This window comes from Flavobacterium flabelliforme (assembly GCF_017948675.1).
In the GTDB taxonomy this organism is placed as follows: domain Bacteria; phylum Bacteroidota; class Bacteroidia; order Flavobacteriales; family Flavobacteriaceae; genus Flavobacterium; species Flavobacterium pygoscelis.
Map to the genome: position 1 here is coordinate 175,421 of NZ_JAGFBU010000001.1, position 19,595 is coordinate 195,015.

Below are 19,595 nucleotides of genomic sequence, written 5' to 3' on the forward strand. Positions count from 1 at the left end.
AAACAATGAAGAAAAACAAAATATAAGAAGATAGAAATCTAAAAAAAACAAAATAATCTAGTGTGTTTTGATAGGAAGAGAAAAATGGGAATTATATTTTTTATTATAAGACAATAGGATTTCAAACTTATTATTTTATAAATCCCAAAAAATAGGTGTGTTAAGCAAGAATAATAAAACAGAAAAATAGGTGCTGAATACTTAATATAATCACGACTAAAATTATTAGTTTATAAATAAGTCAATTTCAAAAAATTCAAACTACACCACTGTAAAAATAGATACAATCTATTTAAGTAGCGTTCCAGTATGGAAATTACAAGTTTTTAATATATATGAAACAGACAAACTATTTTTTAAGCTTTATTTATTTGAATTATAAAAAGCAAAAATTCAAATTATCTTAACTACAATAAATGAAATAGGAAGTAAGAAATTAAGCCATATAAAAAATTGAGTTTTCACAATTTACGATATCAATAGGTAAAAGTGTAGTTCCTGGAATTGATTTGCCAAAAATAAAATGTTCAACCAAGCTAGTTAAAGCGAGATAAACTTGCCTTTTAGGATTTTGATGAATTAAAAAATCGATACTTCCTTGATGCAAGTAAGCAACATTTTCTTCTATTAAGTCATAACCAATAATAGCTATTTTGGAGCGTTGGGTTTGATTAAATATTTTTGCAATTTGGTATCCTTTCGAAGTGGTAACAAAGATCCCCTGCAAATTAGGATTCTCTTCCAGAAATTTTGTAAAGTTCAGTTCTATGCTAGGATTTTTTAATTTTAAAGTTATTATAGCTTCTTCTTGAACGCCTTTCTCTTTAAAAAAAGTTCTAAACCCTCTCTCCTTTTCTTGCATGTGCACCGCATTCTTAAACTTCTCATTGATGTGGATGATTGCAAATTTTCCATTATTAGCAATCGAATCTAACAACTTTGCGCCTACTCTACCACTTTGATACAAATCTTGTCCTACAAAATTTAGATCTTCTGCAGATTGTACTTGATTATTAAATGTACTAACGACAACTCCTTTTTCTTTATAAAGATTCATTACCGTTATGGCTTCCTTGTAAAATAATGGAGCCAACAAAACGGCATCTGGAGATAAAGCTAAGACATTTTCATTAACCGTTATAAATGACTTCGTACTTTCTGGATTAAAATAATGCGCTTTGATAGATAAGTTGAATGCTTTAAATTCTTTGATAGCTTCTTCGATCCCTTTTACACATGGCAACCAATAAGGATCAAAAGAAGGATCTGGTAGTACAACAACTAGACTATAAATTTTATTGTTTTTTAAATTTCGGGCAATAAGATTAGGTTCATAATCTATTTCATTTAAAACAGCATTAACACTCTCAAAAGCTTTTGTAGAAACCTTGCCTCTTTTGTGCAATACCCTATCCACAGTTCCTTTTGAAACTCCTGCAAGCAAAGCAATGTCTTTAATTGTAAGTTTTTTATCCATCGTGAGCAAATATATAAAATCTTTATATTAAAAAATTTTGATTTTCTATTTCTATATTTTCTTATCAATCTATTTCCTGAAAACTAATTTTAATTCCAATAAAACTAAAACTTTTTACTTCATTTTATAACTTTGATCATTTCTTTACAAATGAAACCCATTAAGAGTAAAAACTTTTTCCAGACCATTTTGATCTATTATTTAAAAAATTAAAATTAAATCTCGAATAAAATTCTGATTCAGTGCTATTAAAAAACCACATCTAGCATACATTATAAATTTAATCAGAACATTACTTTTAAATAAAAAACCAATATAAGGAATTAAATCAAATAAAAATGTGTTCGAACACATTTTTAGCAACTTCTCTTGTTTAATTAAAATAAAAGATATAGTTTCGTCTTTTAAACCTACTTAATGCAATTTTTTTTTGGCAAATAACAGCCTGTTTTTTCAAATAAAATACCATTTAAAAAATTATTTACTACTATTTTTAACATATTTAAAGTGAAAGAAATAATCTCAATAGCTCCTGGCAGAACTTGTCTTTTTGGCGATCATCAAGACTATCTTGGACTTCCTGTAATTGCATGTGCCATTAGCAGAAGTATAAAATTAACAGCTGTTCCAAATGATGCTGGACTATTTAAAATTAATATGATCGACATTGATCAACTCAGAATTATACCTATAGATCAATTATATGATAATTTAGCTCCTCGTGACTATTTTGCTTCTTCCTTGCGTGTCCTTAGAAGATACGGATGCATTCCAAATAGCGGGTACGATATTACCATAACAGGAAATATACCTATTAATTCGGGAACCTCTAGTTCCTCTGCTTTATTAGTTGCATGGATTAATTTCTTAGTTAATGCTTTTGGAGTTGATCCAGAAATTACACCCGAATTTATTTCTAAAATGGGTTACTTATCTGAAGTTGTAGAACATGGAGAACCAGGTGGAATGATGGATCATTACAGTATTGGCGTAGGTAATATTGTTCATATTGACACTAGAGATCCTTTTTCTTGTACAGTAATAGGCACTGAATTAAACGGATTAATTACTGGTGTTTCTGGTATCCCAAAAGAAACAATAGGATTAATTGGTGACTTAAAAGGAAATGCTCTGATGGCAATTAGCACTATTAAAGAACATTTTCCTGATTTTGATTTAAATAAAGCTGAAATTAATGATTTAGACAAATACCTTAATTATTTACCCGATCGCTTAATTCCTTTTTTCGAAGCGGCTATAAAAAATCATTATTACACTAAAAAGGCTTTGATCGAATTTCAAAAACCAATACTAGATCTAAAAAAAATTGGAGCATTAATGAATGAACATCATGTTGTATTACGTGATTTACTAAAAATAACCGTACCAAGAATCGATGCTATGATTAATGCCGCACTAAACGCAGGTGCTTACGGGGCAAAAATTGTAGGATCTGGTGGCGGAGGAAGCATTGTAGTAATGGCAGAACCCGGAAATGAAGCTCCAATTGTAAAGGCATTACTAGATGCAGGAGCTATAGAAGCCTATGCTGTAACTGTTGATCCAGGTTCTAGAATTCAATAAATTAAGTGAAATTAAAAAAAATAATCATGCATAATAATTTAGTTATTTTAGCAGGCGGCGCGTCTTCAAGGATGAAAAAAGAAGTGGCAGTAGACAATTTAACAACCGAAGAGATTACACAAGCAAATGAAAGAAGTAAAGGATTAATAGGTGTTGGTCCAAACGGAAGACCGTTGTTAGACTATCTTTTATTAAACGCAAAAAAAGCGGGATATAAAAACATCTACATTATTATAGGAGAACAAGGAGATTTATTTAAGGAATTCTATGGTACCAAAAACAAAAACAACAATTTTCATGATTTAAACATCTCCTTTGCAACTCAGTATATTCCAAAAAACAGAGTAAAACCATTTGGAACCGCTGATGCTTTGTACCAAGCTGTAGAGCAATATCCCGAATTAAATTCGCAGTCCTATTCCGTTTGCAATAGTGATAATTTATACTCTACCGCTGCTTTACTAGCCCTAAGAGAATCCATAATTACTCATGCATTTATTGCGTATGATAGAGATTCTATGGAATTCCCTTTAGAGCGAATTTCTCGATTTGCAATTGCAAAACTTAACCAAAAAGGATTTTTATTAGATATACTTGAAAAACCTACTGCAGAAATTTTAGCCGAATATAAAGACAGCGAAGGCAAATTACGTGTGAGTATGAATGCTTTTAAGTTTGATGGAAAACTTATTTATCCTTACTTAAAAAATTGCCCAGTACATCCCGAAAGACAAGAAAAAGAACTTCCAACGGTACTTTTAAATTTCTTACAGGAGCATCCTGATACAGCCTTGGGAATTCCTTTCTCTGAACATGTGCCTGATTTAACAGCCAAAGAAGATATTGCAGAAGTCAAAGAATATCTTAAAAATCATTATCCTGAATTAAAATGGGAAAACTAATGTAAGAATAACGTCATATAGCATTCTAAATTATTATTTAAATTATTGCAAAAAAAATAAATATGTCCCAAACAGAAAGTACTTCGTATAAGAATCAAAATAGTGTATTAATTCCGATGGTTATATTAACCCTATTATTTTTCATTTTAGGATTTGTAACGTGGCTGAATGGTCCGCTTATACCTTTTTTTGAATTAGCCTGTGAATTAACCGAGTCTCAAGCCTATTTTGTGGCCTTTGCATTTTATATTGCCTACTTTGTTATGGCAATTCCTTCGTCATGGGTAATAGAAAAAGTAGGATATAAAAATGGCGTTTCGCTGGGATTAATCGTAATAGCCTTGGGCGCATTTATGTTTTATCCTGCCGCAGAAACTAGAACTTTTTTGTTTTTTCTTGTTGCCTTATTTGTAATGGGAACAGGCTTAGCTATTTTGCAAACTGCGGCAAATCCTTATGTTGTCGTTATAGGCCCAAGAGAAAGTGCGGCAGCGAGAATTAGTATTTTAGGTGTTGCCAATAAGTTAGCAGGTTTTATAGCTCCATTGGCATTAACTGCTTTAGTGCTATCCAACATGAAAGAGTATACTGCAGAAAAAATAGCTGCACTAGATAGTATAGCAAAAACGAAAGCATTAGACTTATTAGCACTTCAGCTACAAACTCCTTATATTTATATGGGAATTGCAATTTTAGTACTCGCATTATTGATTCGATTATCCCCTTTACCAGAAATAGATTTAGATGAAGATGGTAGTGTATCAAATCAGGGTCTTTTAAAACAAATGATCAATGCGTGCAAACATCCTCAACTGGTTTTGGGTGTTATAACGCTTATCTTGTATGTAGCTGCAGAAGTTATTGCAGGAGATACAATAGGTAAATTTGGTAAACAATTAGGAGTTTATGGTCCTAATGGAGACTTTTATTTAAAATTGACTTCATTTACAATGACTGCAATGGTTATTGGTTATATTTTAGGCATAACGTTGATTCCAAAATATGTTTCTCAAGTGAATGCATTAAAAGCTTCTGGACTATTGGGCATTATTTTAGTATTGTTGATTGTATTTATTTCACCAACTATTAGTATTCAAATACCATTGATCCCCGCTTTGCCTTTAGTCGTAATTTTAGTTGCGCTTCTAGGACTTGCTAATGCACTTTGTTGGCCTGCCATTTGGCCTTTGGCGCTTCAAGATCTTGGAGGTTATACAAAAATAGCAGGGGCTATTCTAATAATGGGTATTATAGGCGGTGCTATTTTCCCTTTATTTTATGGTTTCTGGGCAGAAAGCATAAATCTAGCAAATGAGGCCAAAGGAATTACAGCAACTGCAAAAAGTGGGAACCAAATTGCTTATTTAATGCTTCTACCAGCTTATATAATGATTCTATTTTTTGCTGTCAAAGGACATAAATATAGAAGTTGGAGCAGATAATAATTCTAATATTATAATTTTTAAATAATAAAAGATCATGTTAAAAAGTAAAATAGACCAAGCTACAGATTTTGAAAAAAGATTCGAAAATATTGATACTGTCGTTTTTGAAAACGCTACCGAAGCCTCTAAAGCAGTTGCGCAACAAATTGCAACAATCATTAAATCTAAGCAAGAAAAAAACGAATCTTGTGTTTTAGGTTTAGCTACAGGTTCCTCTCCTAAGGGTTTGTATGCCGAATTAGTTCGTTTGCATAAAGAAGAAGGGCTCAGTTTTAAAAACGTTATCACATTCAATCTTGATGAATACTATCCTATGGAACCCGACTCTATAAATAGTTACGTTCGCTTTATGAAAGAATTGTTATTAGATCACGTAGATATTTTACCCGAGAATTATAATATCCCTGACGGAACCTTATCAAAAACAGAAATTGCAAGGTATTGCGCTACTTACGAAGAAAAGATTGAAAGCTTAGGCGGAATTGATCTGCAAATATTAGGAATTGGAGGAAACGGACATATTGGTTTTAACGAATCAGGGTCATTACAAAACTCAAAAACCAGATTGGTAGCCTTAGATCACATTACAAGAGTAGCTGCTAGTAAGGATTTTTCTGGTTTGAATAATACTCCTAGAACAGCCATTACATTAGGAGTAAAAAAAATAATGGAAGCTAAACAAGTCATTTTGATGGCTTGGGGAGAAGGAAAATCAAACATTGTAAAAGCCTCTGCCGAAGGAACTGTTACCAACCAAGTTCCTGCTTCCTTTTTGCAAGAACATAATAATGCTGTTTTTGTATTGGATAAAGAAGCGGCATCAAAATTAACGAGAATCAATAGACCGTGGCTCGTTTCTACAATTGACTGGACAGAACAATTGACTCGCAAAGCTGTTTTAGGATTAGCACTCGACCTTAAAAAACCAATTTTAATGCTTACTGATGCTGATTATATCGAAAACGGAATGAGCGATTTGTTGGCTGATTCTGGTCCTGCTTACGACATCAACATCAAAATTTTTAATAATTTACAAAACACTATCACTGGATGGCCTGGTGGAAAACCAAATGCAGAGGATATAAATCGCCCAGAAAGAGCCGAACCAGCTAGAAAAAGAGTCCTTATTTTTAGTCCACATCCTGATGATGATATCATTAGTATGGGAGGAACTTTTATGCGTTTGCAACAACAAGGCCATGAGGTTCATGTTGCCTACCAAACTTCTGGTAATATAGCCGTTGCAGATGATGAAGCCTTGCGGTTTGCTCGTTTTGTATGCGATTACAATGATAAATTTTCAATAAAAAGTCCCGAAGCAGAGCAGATTTATAAAAATGCAACAGCCTTCCTTAAAAATAAAAAGAACAGCGAAATAGACATTCCAGAAGTTCGCTATTTAAAAGGTTTAATTCGAAAAGGAGAAGCGCGTTCTACCAGTAATTTCGTAGGATTAACAGATGATAAAATTCATTTTATGGAACTGCCATTTTATGAAACAGGAACAATAGAGAAAAAACCTCTTGGACCAGAAGACATTCAATTAACGATGGATCTCATTGAAAAAATAAAACCACATCAAATATATGCTGCTGGAGATTTGGCAGATCCACACGGAACTCATAAAGTATGCTTAGACGCTATTTTTACTGCGGTAAAAAATCTTAAATCTAAAGACTACATGAAAGATTGCTGGGTTTGGCTCTATAGAGGTGCTTGGCAAGAATGGGGAATTGATGAAGTCGAAATGGCTGTTCCTATGAGTCCTGATCAAGTATTAGCAAAAAGACATGGGATTTTTAAACATCAGTCCCAAAAAGACGGTGTTGTATTTCAAGGATCTGATGCCAGAGAATTTTGGCAAAGAGCCGAAGATCGAAATAAAGAAACAGCCGAATTGTACATTCAGTTGGGATTATCCAATTATGCTGCAATGGAAGCTTTTGTGAGATGGCATTATTAATAATTAATCTAAAATTTAAATAATAAGCGATCAAAAACTATTTAATATTTATTTTTAAATTGAAAAAACCGCATATCCTTTAGCCTCTTTTTTGTATTTTAAGAGAATGATAAAGTGATATACGGTTATTTTTTATCAATTTAATAGTAAACAAATTAGTCACTAATTTTTTAAAATAGATTATTCTCCAGAAATAATACAATTAAAATTTACCCATTTATAAAGTTTAAAAAAAGTCTATAAAGAAATTGATATTGTTAAATTTATTTTTACATTTGCGTTATTCTTATTTGTTCTAAATAAAGAAAGATAATTCATTACTAAATTGTTTTACAATGCCTAAAAAAATATTAGTTTCATTAGCCTTGATCGTTAGTTTTTTTGTTTCTGCACAAAAAAATAGTCTTTTAGAACCTTCATTCTGGAAAACAGCTCCTACAATTACAACTGTAAAAGCAGAAATAGATAAAGGAAACAATCCTTCAGAAAAGACTAAAAATGCTTTTGATGCTGTTGTTTATGCCATAAATAATGATGCACCTGCAGCAACAATTCAGTTTCTAATAGAACAACCTGGAAATGGTGTAGAAAAATTAACACACGATAATAGAAGTTACCTGCATTGGGCAACCAACAAAGGGAATTTAGAAATTGTAAATTATTTAATTACAAAAGGGTCTGATATTAATCTAGAAGATAGTCATGGCTCTACTCCTATTACCTTTGCTGTAACAAATGCGCAAAGCAATATAGCAGTATATGATGCTTTTTTTAAAAAAGGATTGGATCCAAAGAAAAAATACAAAGATGGAGCTAGTCTTTTATTAATGGGGATTTCTAACGATAAAGAATTAGCCTTAAGCAATTACTTTGTTTCAAAGGGATTATCTTATAAAGATACCGATAGCAATGGCAATACTGCTTTTAATTATGCTGCAAGAAATGGAAACATTACGATTTTAAAATCTTTACTTCAAAAAGGAGTAAAATATACTGATAATGCGTTAATTATTGCTGCAGAAGGTTCTCGTAGGGAAGCTAATACTTTAGAACTTTACAAATATTTAGTAGAAGACTTAAAATTAAAACCAAAAGTAATTTCAGCAGACGGACAAACAGTATTACACCATATTGCTCGCAAGCCCAATCAGACAGAGATTATTAACTATTTTATAAAAAAAGGAATAAATAGTAATAAAGCAGACAATGATGGCAATACTGCTTTGATGAATGCAGCTGCAGCAAAAGATACTGAGGCATTAGAATTACTGTTAGCAAATACAGACAATGTAAATGTTCAAAATAAAAAAGGGGAATCTGCTTTATCATTTGCAGTTCTATCTGGAACGCCTCAGTCTGTATCACTTTTACTTAATAAAAAAGCGACTAGTAATGTTATAGATAAAGAAGGTAATAATCTAGGGTATTACTTAATTCAATCTTTTCGTCCTCAAACATTAGAGCGCGGAGCAGTAATTACAAATACTTCTAAAGAAGATCCTTTTGATGTGAAATTAAAATTGCTACAAGAAAACGGATTAAACATAGCACAAGTTCAAAAAGACGGAAGTACTTTATACCATTATGCGGTTGTAAAAAATGATTTAAATTTGCTTCAAAAAATCAGCACCTTAAACATTGATATCAATGCCAAAAATAAAGATGGATTAACGGCCTTGCATCGTGCTGCTATGATTGCAAAAAATGACACTATTTTAAAATATTTACTATCTATAGGCGCAAAAAAAGAAATTAAAACAGACTTTGACGAAACAGTTTACGACCTAGCGAAAGAAAACGAAACCGTACAAAAAGACAATATTTCATTAGAATTTTTAAAATAAAAAAATGAACTCATTATTTAAAACAGCACTATTATGTGCATTTATCAGCCTTATTTCTTTTCAAGCTACTGCTCAAAGTACTAAATATAAATGCTTGCTTCAAATGTCTAATTACATGGGCGAAGGTGCTTATGTGGTGGTATCTTTAGTAAATGCAAAAGGAACTTATGAAAAAACCCTTTATGTAATGGGAGAAGATAAAAAATGGTATAAAAGTTTGAAGGAGTGGCATAAATTCTACTCAAAAAAACCAACGAATATTAGTGCTATTACGGGCGCTTCTGTAACTGGCGGTGATCGTAGCATTACTACTATAGAAATTGAAGATTCTAAAATAAATACTGGTTATAAACTGCGTTTTGAATCTGCTGTAGAAGATCAAAAATACAACACAACTGATATAGAAATTCCACTAACTACTGCTGCAATGTCCGAGAAAACAGAAGGTAAAGGTTATATTCGTTATGTCCGTTTAAGCAAAATATAATAGTACAATTAGATGACTCTTTCATTTTGGAGGTATTCACACCTCGCTTTGGCGGTATTCTCGTCCCTATTTTTAGTTTTAGCTTCTGTTACAGGTTCTATTCTTGCTGTAGATGCGATTCAAGAGCAACTTCCAAATTATAAGGTTGAAAATTTTGACGCGATCACATTAACTAAAAGTTTGCCTAAGCTACGTGCCATTTACCCTGAAATAAATGAAATTCAGATTGATCATAATCAGTTTGTAAGTATTCAAGCAATTGATTCTTTAGGCAATGACGTGAATGCTTATATCGATCCACTAAACGGAAAAGTGATTGGTTCAATATCAAAAAAAAGTGATTTCATTCAATGGATTACTGCTTTGCATCGTTCCTTATTTTTACACGAAACGGGTCGTATATTTATAGGTATTAATACCTTTTTTCTCTTTTTAATCGCTATTTCTGGAAGTGTTTTAATTCTTAAAAGACAAAAAGGATTGCGCAGTTTCTTTTCTAAAATTGTAAAAGAGAATTTTAGCCAATATTATCATGTTTTCTCAGGGCGAATAGCCTTAATCCCCATCTTGATTATTGCACTCTCTGGAACTTATTTGTCTATGGAGCGTTTTCATCTTTTTGATAATAAAAAAGAAAGTGTTTCAGAAATGAATACAGTTTCTGCTATAGCTGTAAAAAAATTCGATTTAAAACACACTCATTTATCAGCTGTTACTAAAATCATATTCCCTTTTTCTGAAGATAAAGAAGATTATTACACGTTTGAATTAAAAGATAGGAAAATTGAAGTAGATCAATATTCAAATGAAATTATAACAGAAAATATTTTCCCCAGAGCTGTTTCATTAACCAATCTGAGTTTGGATTTGCATACAGGTAGATCGAGCATAATTTGGGCAATTATACTTGGATTAGCTTCTATAAATATTCTATTTTTTATTTATTCTGGTTTTACAATGACGCTTAAAAGAAGAGCCAATCGTATTAAGAATAAATATAAAGCTACTGAAAGCAAATATATAGTATTAGTTGGTTCAGAAAACGGAAGCACCTTGCGTTTTGGTAATGCCATTTTAAAACAACTAAATGATCAAGGTGAAAAAGCCCATCTTGCAGAATTAAATAGTTATACCAATTATCCTAAAGCTGCTCATTTAATTATTCTTACATCTACTTATGGCTTGGGCGATCCGCCATCTAATGCCACAAAATTTATATCTCTTTTAGAAAAAAATAAGCAACAACAACAAATTAATTATTCGGTAATTGGTTTTGGTTCTACCTCTTATCCTGATTTTTGTGCTTATGCTAAAGCCATAGATAGTTTACTAGCTAAACAATCTTGGGCAAATCGCTATATAGAATTACAAACTGTGAACGATAAATCAGCACATGAATTTGTAAACTGGGTTCAATTATGGAATGCTCAAAGTAATATATTATTTGCTTCTACTCCTTCTTTATACAATCATATTCCGAATGGCTTAGAAAAATTGGTGGTTTTAGACAAAACCATGGTTTCAGAAAAAGATCAAACTTTTTTACTCACTTTGCGAGCAGGAATTCGAAGTAAATTTACCTCTGGTGATCTTTTGGCAATTTATCCCGCGAATGACAACAGGGAACGCTTGTATTCTATTGCTAAAAATAATGGAAATATTCAGTTAGCAATAAAACTACATCCTTCAGGACTTGGTTCTAGCTATTTAAATGAGCTGAAAGTTGGAGAAACCATAAAGGCTCAATTAATAAATAATAAAACTTTTCATTTTCCTAAAAAAGTAAAAAAAATAGCGCTAATATCAAATGGAACTGGAATTGCACCTTTCCTTGGAATGATTTCACAAAACAAGAAAAAATCCGAAATTCATTTGTACTCTGGTTTTCGCCAAAACACCGCAATTACCACTGTCTATCAAAATTTTGCTTCAGAAATGAAACTTAAAAACCAACTATCTAACTTTCATATAGCTTATTCTCGCGAAGAAAATCATCAATATGTAATGGATCTTATCAAAAGAGATTCTGAATTCTTTGCCGATTTATTAATAAATAATGGTTCAATAATGATATGCGGATCACTAAAAATGCAATTTGACGTCGAAAGTGTTTTAAATTCTATTTGCTTAATCCAAAATAAAACTCCTCTCTCTGAATATAAAACTAGAGGTCAGATTCTAACCGATTGTTATTAATCTAAAGCTGAAAATGAAATTAAGTACTACCTATTACTTATTAATACTGCTACTCTGCTCTTTTTATACACAAGCTCAAGTGCTGCGAAAAAGAACTACAGTATTGATGGGTGGCCGTTTTGATATCACTCTAGTTGCAAAAGATTCATTAACAGCCGAAGAAAGCATTGATGAGGTTATTTCCGAAATTTCCCGTATCGAATTTTTAATCTCAGATTGGAAGTCTACGTCTCAAGTATCCGAAATTAATCAAAACGCAGGAATACGACCTGTAAAAGTCGACAAAGAAGTTTTTGATCTAACTAAAAGAGCCATTCATTTATCTCAAATCACTAACGGTGCGTTTGACATTAGCTTTGCAGCAGTAGATAAAATTTGGAAATTTGATGGCTCCATGACAGCAATGCCCTCTGAAGAAAGCATTAAAAAATCAATAGAAAAAATAGGCTATAAAAACATCATTTTAGACAGTATAAACAGCACCGTTTTTTTGAAATTAAGAGGAATGAAAATTGGTTTTGGTGCACTTGGTGAAGGCTACGCCACAAATAAATGCCAAGTAATAATGCAAGCCAAAGGAATTCAATCCGGAATCATAAATGCCACAGGAGACATGAGTGTTTGGGGTACACAACCCAACGGAAAACCGTGGAATATTGGTCTTACTAATCCTTTTCATCCCAAAGAACTGTTAGCGATCATCGCATTAAAAAATACCGCAATTACCACCTCTGGATCCTACGAAAAATTTGTTATTTTTAATGGTAAACGCTATTCTCATATTATTAATCCAGTAACCGGTTATCCTGCAACGGGGTTATGCAGTGTAACTATTTTAGGACCAAATGCAGAAATAGCCAATGGTTTTAGCACTTCGGCTATGGTTTTAGGAAAAAAAGATGCAATAAAATTATTGAATAATTTTCCTAATTATCAGTATCTTTTTATAACGGATTCTGGAAAAATAATAAAATCTAAGAATTTCCCAAAGTATCAACGAAAGAAATAAAATACTACTTGGCCAATCTACTTTTTGATTTTTAACATCTCAGCAAAGTGATTGTTATTTTTTAAAGATAATAGGAATTATTCATTTAGAAACGACTCAATAAAGTAGCTATTTTATTAAGTAAATATTAATTAATTTTTCTGAATTGATTTGAATTATTATCTATATTTGACTAGTAATCTTTAAGATATCAAAAAATAAAAATAATTTAATATTTATAAAATGAAAAAAATAATAACAGTAATTGCCATTGCATTCTTTACTATTAATCTGAGTGCGCAAGAAGTAAAAACTACTAAAGAAAAAGCTAAAAAAGAATCTTGCTGTGCAAAAAAAGAGAGTAAAACTATGAGTGCATCAGAAATTGCCAAATGTCAAGCCAAATGCAAATCAGAAGGAAAAAAATGCGATTCTGGTTCCGGAAAAAAATGCTAATCTATACCATTTGTATTTAATACATATAAAAAACGCCTCTACAATTAGAGGCGTTTTTATATTTTAAAAGCTAGTTGTCAGTCCTTTGAACTGGTTTTATTTAACTCGAACACTCCATTCAAAATCCATTTCAGATACTTGAACTCCTTTTTCATCAGTTCCAATTGATTTCATCCAGAAGGTTTTTCCTTCACCAGTTGCTACAGTTTCCTGTATTGCTTTTTCGATAAGATGCCCATCATTACATACAAAAGTAATTCTACCGGTTGCTTTTTTTGTAAAATTCCCTTTATTATTCGCGACTAACATAGAGATTTTCCTTCCACTCTTTTGAATTTGAAACATTACTAGAGCACCAGTAGAAAGCTCTGCAGCCATAGCTTGCACAGCAAAATACATGGAATTAAAAGGGTTCTGGTTAATCCATCTGTGTTTTACAGATACTATGCATTTGTTCTCATCTATATTTTTTACGCGAACACCACAAATAAATGCAGAAGGCAATTTGAACAATAGAAATTTATTAAGTTTTGATACGGTAAGTTTCATTATCAGTGGTTTTTTTGCTAAAATACAAAAAAATAGTATGCGTACATATAAAAATACATTTGTTAAATTTATGTTAAATTTAGGTACTATGCGAAACAAGATACTGTCTTTTGAACATATATTTGCATAAGAAATTACTAGGTAAGCTATCTGGTATTAAAAAAAAGAGTTTCAATCATCATCATCAAAAAATCAAAACCATGGAATCAACAACTGAAAAAAACATTGCCACATTTACGCACTTGAGTGCCTTAACTAAATACTTTATCCCTTTTGGAAATTATATTTTTCCTATAATATTGTGGACCAGTAAAAAAGACAAATCTGAACTTGTAGATGAAAGCGGAAAACAGATTCTTAATTTTCAATTGAGTTTATTACTTTACTCTTTAATACTACTTGTCATTGCAGTTCCCACTTTTTTAGTTACGCTATTTAAAAACACTTCTTTTCAAAGCTTAAACTATAACAATGATTTTGAAATCTCAAATTTTAACTTTGAAGGTAATATCGGTTTACTAACTTTAGGATTTACATGTTTGTTAATTTTTGCCCTTTTAAAAATATCAGAATTCTTTTTAATCATTTATGCTTCGATAAAAACATCAAACGGCGAAAAATATAAATATCCTATCACAATCCCATTTATAAAATAAAAAACGATCTCATCATTCGTATCATGCAAAATCAATTTTCATCTTGCCAAGAAATAATGCTGGCACATCAATCAAAAAAAGAACAGTTTAATCAACTAAAACAACAAATGAATTATGAACATTGAAAACACAAAAGCCCAAATGCGCAAAGGGGTTCTCGAGTTCTGCATCTTATCTGTATTAAAAGAGAAAGATGCCTATACATCGGAGATATTAGACACTTTAAAAAACGCAAAATTACTAGTGGTTGAGGGAACAATTTATCCGCTACTAACTAGACTTAAAAACGACGGATTACTCAACTATCGTTGGGAAGAATCGACCTCTGGACCACCCAGAAAATATTATGGACTAACCGAAATAGGACAAACTTTCTTAAACGAACTTAATGGTACTTGGACAGAACTATCCGATGCCGTAAACCTTATAACCAACCAAAAACAATAGTCATGAATAAAACTGTAAATATAAACTTAGGCGGAATGTTCTTCCATATAGATGAAGATGCATACCAAAAACTAACTCGTTATTTTGACGCTATAAAACGTTCTTTATCAAACTCATCTGGTCGTGATGAAATAATAAAAGATATTGAAATGCGCGTTTCAGAATTATTACATGAAAAACAAATTAGTGATAAACATGTTATTGTTTTAAAAGATGTAGATGAAGTTATTGCTGTAATGGGACAACCCGAAGATTACATTATAGAAGAGGAAAATACAAGCAATACTTCCTTTAATAATTCGGATACTAGAGGAACTAAAAAACTGTATCGTGACAAAGAAAAAGGAATGATTGGTGGCGTTGCTTCTGGTTTAGGATATTATTTTGGAATAGATGCCGTATGGATCAGAGTGGTACTTATTCTATTAATATTTGCTGGATTTGGAACTGGTATTTTAGCTTATATCATTCTCTGGATTGTAACTCCTGAGGCAATAACAACTTCAGAAAAACTAGAAATGACTGGAGAACCAGTAACAATTTCAAACATAGAGAAAAAAGTTAGAGAAGAGTTTGAGAATGTTTCAGACAAATTCAAAAACGCAGATTATGATAAATATGGCAATCAAATTAAGAGTGGTGCTGGTAAATTAGGAAATTCATTAAGTGATTTCATAATGACTCTTTTTAATGTGTTTGCAAAATTTCTAGGAATAATTTTAATCCTATCTGGTTTAGCAATGATTATCGTTTTTTTAGTTGGCGCCTTAACTTTAGGTTCTACTAATTTTGGAAACTTTCCTTTTCACCAATTTATTGAGTCAGGAAATTTTACAGATTATCCGATTTGGGTTTTTGGAGCGTTAGTTTTTATAGCAATAGCAATTCCAAATTTCTTCTTGATACTTTTAGGATTTAAATTAGTGTCACCTAACATAAAATCAATAGGAAGCATTGCTAAATATACTTTATTAGCACTTTGGATAATTGCAATGGCGTTGTTAATTTCTATTGGAGTTAAACAAGCAAGCGCATTTGCTGTAGATGGTAGAGTCGTAAAAAAAGAGATCTTAAATCTAAAACCTACTGATACTCTTTTTATAAAGTTTACGCACAGTGATTATTTCGCAAAAAACATTAATGATCGCAATGACTTTATAATTTCACAGGACTCAACAGGAACAGATGTAATTTATTCGAATGAAGTTTCTTTAAAAATAGAAAAAACGAATGAAAAACTACCTTATATTCAGATTGAGAAAGAAGCAAAAGGAAAATCATTATCTGAAGCCAAGAAAAGAGCTGAACAAATTAAATACAGCTATAAAATAGAAGGAAGTCATTTAATTTTAGACAACTATTTGTTAACAGATTTAAAAAACAAATACAGAGATCAAGAAATTGAAATCACTTTATATTTACCAAAAGGAACTTTATTAAAACCGGATGAATCTTTGCGAAACTATGACCGTACCGATGCAGATTACTTTTTATGGAATCCAGAATCTAATACCAATGTTTACAAAGTTGAGGAGAACAAAGTAAGATGTTTAAATTGTGATACTGAAGAAGACTATAATAGTGATTACGATTCTGAAAATGATACTAAGCAAACCTCAATAACTATCAATGAAAATGGGGTATCAGTCAAAGGAGATACTATAAAAAATTCAAAAAAAGTGTTTAAAGAATTAAAAATAAATAAAGACGGTATAATAATTAAAACTAACTAGTCATGCTAAAAATTTTAACATTAATCACAAAATTTATTTTAGTAACCTTAACCGCACTGTTTTTTGCATCTTGTAATTATTCTATAAATCTCAAGTCAATTAAAGGCAGCGGAAATATTACTACTGAAAAAAGAAATGTAGAAAGTGATTTTACAAGTATTGAAGTAAACAATTCTATTGATGTTGTAATCGAACAATCGAATACTACAGAAATAATGGTTGAAGCTGATGATAATTTGCAAAAACACATCACTACAAAAGTAGAGAATGGCACTCTTATTATTTCATGCGATAAAAATTTTCAAATCGATACGAAAACAAAAAAAGTAAGTGTTAAAATGCCGATTATTGATGAATTAGAAGCCACTAGTAATTCAAAAATCACCAGCAAAAACACTTTAAAAGGAGAAAATATTCGTTTAAATACTTCTAGTGCTGCACGTATTAACATCAATATTGAATCGGATAACATTAGTTGTGATACCAGTAGCGGAAGCATCATTATACTTAATGGCAAATCATTAAAATTAGAAGCAAATGCATCTAGTGGAAGTGAAATAATTGCGGTAAAGATGCTTGCTAATGAAGTTATTGCAGATGTATCTAGTGGAGCAAGGATTAGTGTTCATCCAATTGTTAAGTTAAATGCTGAAGCTTCTAGCGGAGGAAGTATTACATATGACATTCAGCCTAAATCGATATCTAAAAATACAAGTTCTGGCGGAAGTATCAATCAAGAATAAAAAAAAGCAAGTAAATATAAAAAAATCATCCATCAAAAAATGGATGATTTTTTTATATTTGTAAATACATTAATACAAATAATCATGAAAAAATACCTTACGCTACTCCTACTCTTTTTAGCAACAACGATCTTGTTTGCTCAAAAAAAAGAAAAGATAAAAGGATCTAAAATAGTAACCATAGAACGTAGAGAAGTTGGTAAATTTTCAGCTTTGCTGATTGAAGATAATCTTGAGGTATATTTAGAAAGAGGAGAAAAAGCAGAATTAAAAATAGAAGCTGACGAAAATTTACAGGACATTATTTCTTTTGAATTGCATGACAGCACCTTGCGTATTTTTACTACTAAGAATATCACTAATTACAAAAAAATAATAGTAAAAGTTACTTATACTGATGAATTAAATCTAATCACTTCAAAAGATGATACTACCATCAACTCGATTCAGGAACTTTTATTAAATTCAATTACGATAAAAGCACAAGATGCGTCAAAATTATTTTTAAATGCCAATACCAAAGATTTTTTACTTCAAGCAGGAGACAAAACAAAAACAGAACTGAATTTAAAATCAGAAAACGCAACTGTTGAACTAAATAAAAATGCTACATTAAAAGCATTGATCAACACCAGTTTTTTAAAGGTGGATCAGTATCAAAAAACAACTGCAACTATTGAAGGAACTGCTCTAAACACGGCTATACGATTAGACAATAATGCAACCTTTGTTGGAAATAAGTTAACTACTAAAAAAGGAGACATTACAGCAGAAAGCTATTCTTCCTGCAGTTTATTTGTAGAAAAAGAAGTGATGATTGAGGCAACAAATAAATCTGAAATTCAACTCTTGGGAAATCCAAAAATAGAAATACGCAAGTTTTTAGATGAAGCTAAACTTCTTAAAAAATTGAAGTAAAAACATCTATTTTATAATTAAGAAAAATTCTTTAATACAGTATATCAAGTATAAAAAAAGAGTCCCGATTTTTACAAATTGGGACTCTTTTTTTATACTATTTTATAATCACTTATTCTTTAGAAGCTAAATAGCGTTCTGCATCTAGAGCAGCCATACAACCTGTTCCAGCAGCAGTAATTGCTTGACGGTATACACTATCTGCAGCATCTCCGGCAACAAAAACACCTGGCACATTCGTTTTAGCACTTCCAGGAGTATTAACAATATATCCTGTTTCATCTAGAGTGATGTAATCCTTAAAAATATCAGTATTAGGCTTATGACCAATAGCTACGAAAAAACCTGTAGCCTCAATTGTAGCAGTTTCTCCATTATTTTTATTCAACACTTTTACTCCAGTTACTACTTGCTCGTCTCCTAAAACCTCAATAGTATCGTGATTCATTAAAATGGTAATATTTTCGGTTTTGCGAACGCGTTCTTCCATGATTTTAGAAGCTCTAAATTTTTCGCTTCTAACCAACATGGTTACTTTTTTACAAAGTTTAGATAAGTAATGTGCTTCTTCACAAGCAGAGTCTCCTGCTCCAACGATAACTACTTCTTGATTTCTGTAGAAAAAACCATCGCATACCGCACAGGCAGAAACGCCACCACCCATTTTTAAATAATGTTGTTCTGAAGGTAAACCTAAATATTTAGCAGAAGCTCCAGTAGAAATAATTACAGTTTCACAATGCAATTCTTTAGTTCCGTTGATCCACACTTTATGTACATTATCTGAAAAATAAACTTCAGTTGCCCATCCATCACGTACATCTGTACCAAAACGTTTTGCTTGCGCTTCTAAACCTACCATCATCTCTGGACCCGTTATTCCTTCTGGATTTCCAGGCCAGTTTTCTACTTCATTAGTTGTTGTTAGTTGTCCACCGGGTTGCATACCTTGATATAAAACAGGATTCATATTTGCTCTTGCAGCGTATATTGCAGCTGTATAACCAGCGGGACCAGAACCTATAATAAGACATTTAATTTTTTCTATTGTATCTGACATAATGGAATTTTATAATAATTTTTATTGATGCAAATGTATGTTTTTTATTAAAAAATCGATTCAAAAACCCATCACATTTAGCTATTTAAAAATAATCGCAATCAATTTAAAATTATCACTTGTAAAACACAAAAAAAGTTTTATATT

Annotated in this window: 17 protein-coding genes; 14 read left to right on the forward strand and 3 right to left on the reverse strand. The window is 31.4% G+C overall.

Annotation, left to right across the window (positions count from 1 at the left end; all coding sequences use genetic code 11):
* Positions 1-436: 436 nt before the first annotated feature.
* Positions 437-1,477, reverse strand: a complete 1,041-nt coding sequence (locus J3S90_RS00750) for a substrate-binding domain-containing protein (protein ID WP_210644047.1) — start codon at positions 1,475-1,477, stop codon at positions 437-439.
* 507 nt (positions 1,478-1,984) lie between these two features.
* On the opposite strand from J3S90_RS00750, the gene J3S90_RS16085 reads away from it, so the two are divergent.
* The 9 genes from J3S90_RS16085 (at position 1,985) to J3S90_RS00795 (ending at position 13,342) form a co-directional block, all read left to right on the forward strand.
* Positions 1,985-3,061: a mevalonate kinase family protein gene (locus tag J3S90_RS16085; protein ID WP_210644050.1), complete on the forward strand. Its 1,077-nt coding sequence runs from the start codon at positions 1,985-1,987 to the stop codon at positions 3,059-3,061.
* Between the two features lie 26 nt (positions 3,062-3,087).
* Entirely contained in the window at positions 3,088-3,963 is an 876-nt protein-coding gene (locus J3S90_RS00760; protein WP_210644052.1) for a sugar phosphate nucleotidyltransferase, read from the forward strand.
* A gap of 62 nt (positions 3,964-4,025) precedes the next feature.
* A complete protein-coding gene (locus J3S90_RS00765; protein ID WP_236023864.1) occupies positions 4,026-5,405 on the forward strand; it encodes a sugar MFS transporter in 1,380 nt (459 codons plus the stop codon).
* Between the two features lie 37 nt (positions 5,406-5,442).
* Positions 5,443-7,371: a glucosamine-6-phosphate deaminase gene (gene nagB, locus J3S90_RS00770; protein ID WP_210644054.1), complete on the forward strand. Its 1,929-nt coding sequence runs from the start codon at positions 5,443-5,445 to the stop codon at positions 7,369-7,371.
* 335 nt (positions 7,372-7,706) lie between these two features.
* Entirely contained in the window at positions 7,707-9,215 is a 1,509-nt protein-coding gene (locus J3S90_RS00775; protein ID WP_210644057.1) for an ankyrin repeat domain-containing protein, read from the forward strand.
* A gap of 4 nt (positions 9,216-9,219) precedes the next feature.
* Positions 9,220-9,702, forward strand: coding sequence for a DUF2271 domain-containing protein (locus J3S90_RS00780; protein ID WP_210644059.1), 483 nt, complete (start codon positions 9,220-9,222; stop codon positions 9,700-9,702).
* Between the two features lie 12 nt (positions 9,703-9,714).
* A complete protein-coding gene (locus tag J3S90_RS00785; protein ID WP_210644061.1) occupies positions 9,715-11,898 on the forward strand; it encodes a PepSY domain-containing protein in 2,184 nt (727 codons plus the stop codon).
* Between the two features lie 13 nt (positions 11,899-11,911).
* Positions 11,912-12,907 (forward strand): FAD:protein FMN transferase, encoded by a 996-nt coding sequence (locus tag J3S90_RS00790; RefSeq protein ID WP_210644063.1) that lies wholly within the window; start codon positions 11,912-11,914, stop codon positions 12,905-12,907.
* A 222-nt stretch (positions 12,908-13,129) separates the two neighbouring features.
* On the forward strand, positions 13,130-13,342 hold the full coding sequence (locus J3S90_RS00795) for a hypothetical protein (RefSeq protein ID WP_210644065.1): 213 nt from the start codon (positions 13,130-13,132) through the stop codon (positions 13,340-13,342).
* A 96-nt stretch (positions 13,343-13,438) separates the two neighbouring features.
* Here J3S90_RS00795 and J3S90_RS00800 read toward each other — a convergent pair whose 3' ends face one another.
* Positions 13,439-13,891 (reverse strand): DUF4442 domain-containing protein, encoded by a 453-nt coding sequence (locus J3S90_RS00800; protein WP_188049746.1) that lies wholly within the window; start codon positions 13,889-13,891, stop codon positions 13,439-13,441.
* Positions 13,892-14,091: 200 nt separating this feature from the next.
* On the opposite strand from J3S90_RS00800, the gene J3S90_RS00805 reads away from it, so the two are divergent.
* The 5 genes from J3S90_RS00805 (at position 14,092) to J3S90_RS00825 (ending at position 18,388) form a co-directional block, all read left to right on the forward strand.
* Positions 14,092-14,547: a DUF4870 domain-containing protein gene (locus J3S90_RS00805; protein ID WP_188049745.1), complete on the forward strand. Its 456-nt coding sequence runs from the start codon at positions 14,092-14,094 to the stop codon at positions 14,545-14,547.
* 114 nt (positions 14,548-14,661) lie between these two features.
* On the forward strand, positions 14,662-14,994 hold the full coding sequence (locus J3S90_RS00810; protein WP_091205948.1) for a PadR family transcriptional regulator: 333 nt from the start codon (positions 14,662-14,664) through the stop codon (positions 14,992-14,994).
* 2 nt (positions 14,995-14,996) lie between these two features.
* The gene (locus J3S90_RS00815) at positions 14,997-16,727 is read left to right on the forward strand and encodes a PspC domain-containing protein (RefSeq protein ID WP_210644067.1); all 1,731 of its coding nucleotides are present in this window, start codon (positions 14,997-14,999) and stop codon (positions 16,725-16,727) included.
* Positions 16,728-16,729: 2 nt separating this feature from the next.
* On the forward strand, positions 16,730-17,470 hold the full coding sequence (locus J3S90_RS00820; RefSeq protein ID WP_210644069.1) for a head GIN domain-containing protein: 741 nt from the start codon (positions 16,730-16,732) through the stop codon (positions 17,468-17,470).
* An 84-nt stretch (positions 17,471-17,554) separates the two neighbouring features.
* A complete protein-coding gene (locus J3S90_RS00825; RefSeq protein WP_210644072.1) occupies positions 17,555-18,388 on the forward strand; it encodes a GIN domain-containing protein in 834 nt (277 codons plus the stop codon).
* Positions 18,389-18,500: 112 nt separating this feature from the next.
* Here the strand turns inward: J3S90_RS00825 and trxB are convergent, their stop codons facing one another.
* Positions 18,501-19,448 (reverse strand): thioredoxin-disulfide reductase, encoded by a 948-nt coding sequence (trxB, locus tag J3S90_RS00830; protein ID WP_188049741.1) that lies wholly within the window; start codon positions 19,446-19,448, stop codon positions 18,501-18,503.
* Between the last annotated feature and the right edge of the window lie 147 nt (positions 19,449-19,595).

Coding starts and splice junctions, on each gene's coding strand:
- J3S90_RS00750 (WP_210644047.1), bottom strand. CDS start 1,477: ATGGATAAAAAACTTACAATTAAAGACATTGCTTTGCTTGCAGGAGTT.
- J3S90_RS00825 (WP_210644072.1), top strand. CDS start 17,555: ATGAAAAAATACCTTACGCTACTCCTACTCTTTTTAGCAACAACGATC.
- J3S90_RS00815 (WP_210644067.1), top strand. CDS start 14,997: ATGAATAAAACTGTAAATATAAACTTAGGCGGAATGTTCTTCCATATA.
- J3S90_RS00780 (WP_210644059.1), top strand. CDS start 9,220: ATGAACTCATTATTTAAAACAGCACTATTATGTGCATTTATCAGCCTT.
- J3S90_RS00790 (WP_210644063.1), top strand. CDS start 11,912: ATGAAATTAAGTACTACCTATTACTTATTAATACTGCTACTCTGCTCT.
- J3S90_RS00795 (WP_210644065.1), top strand. CDS start 13,130: ATGAAAAAAATAATAACAGTAATTGCCATTGCATTCTTTACTATTAAT.
- J3S90_RS00785 (WP_210644061.1), top strand. CDS start 9,715: ATGACTCTTTCATTTTGGAGGTATTCACACCTCGCTTTGGCGGTATTC.
- J3S90_RS00800 (WP_188049746.1), bottom strand. CDS start 13,891: ATGAAACTTACCGTATCAAAACTTAATAAATTTCTATTGTTCAAATTG.
- J3S90_RS00775 (WP_210644057.1), top strand. CDS start 7,707: ATGCCTAAAAAAATATTAGTTTCATTAGCCTTGATCGTTAGTTTTTTT.
- J3S90_RS00760 (WP_210644052.1), top strand. CDS start 3,088: ATGCATAATAATTTAGTTATTTTAGCAGGCGGCGCGTCTTCAAGGATG.
- J3S90_RS00820 (WP_210644069.1), top strand. CDS start 16,730: ATGCTAAAAATTTTAACATTAATCACAAAATTTATTTTAGTAACCTTA.
- J3S90_RS00765 (WP_236023864.1), top strand. CDS start 4,026: ATGTCCCAAACAGAAAGTACTTCGTATAAGAATCAAAATAGTGTATTA.
- J3S90_RS00805 (WP_188049745.1), top strand. CDS start 14,092: ATGGAATCAACAACTGAAAAAAACATTGCCACATTTACGCACTTGAGT.
- J3S90_RS00810 (WP_091205948.1), top strand. CDS start 14,662: ATGAACATTGAAAACACAAAAGCCCAAATGCGCAAAGGGGTTCTCGAG.
- trxB (WP_188049741.1), bottom strand. CDS start 19,448: ATGTCAGATACAATAGAAAAAATTAAATGTCTTATTATAGGTTCTGGT.
- nagB (WP_210644054.1), top strand. CDS start 5,443: ATGTTAAAAAGTAAAATAGACCAAGCTACAGATTTTGAAAAAAGATTC.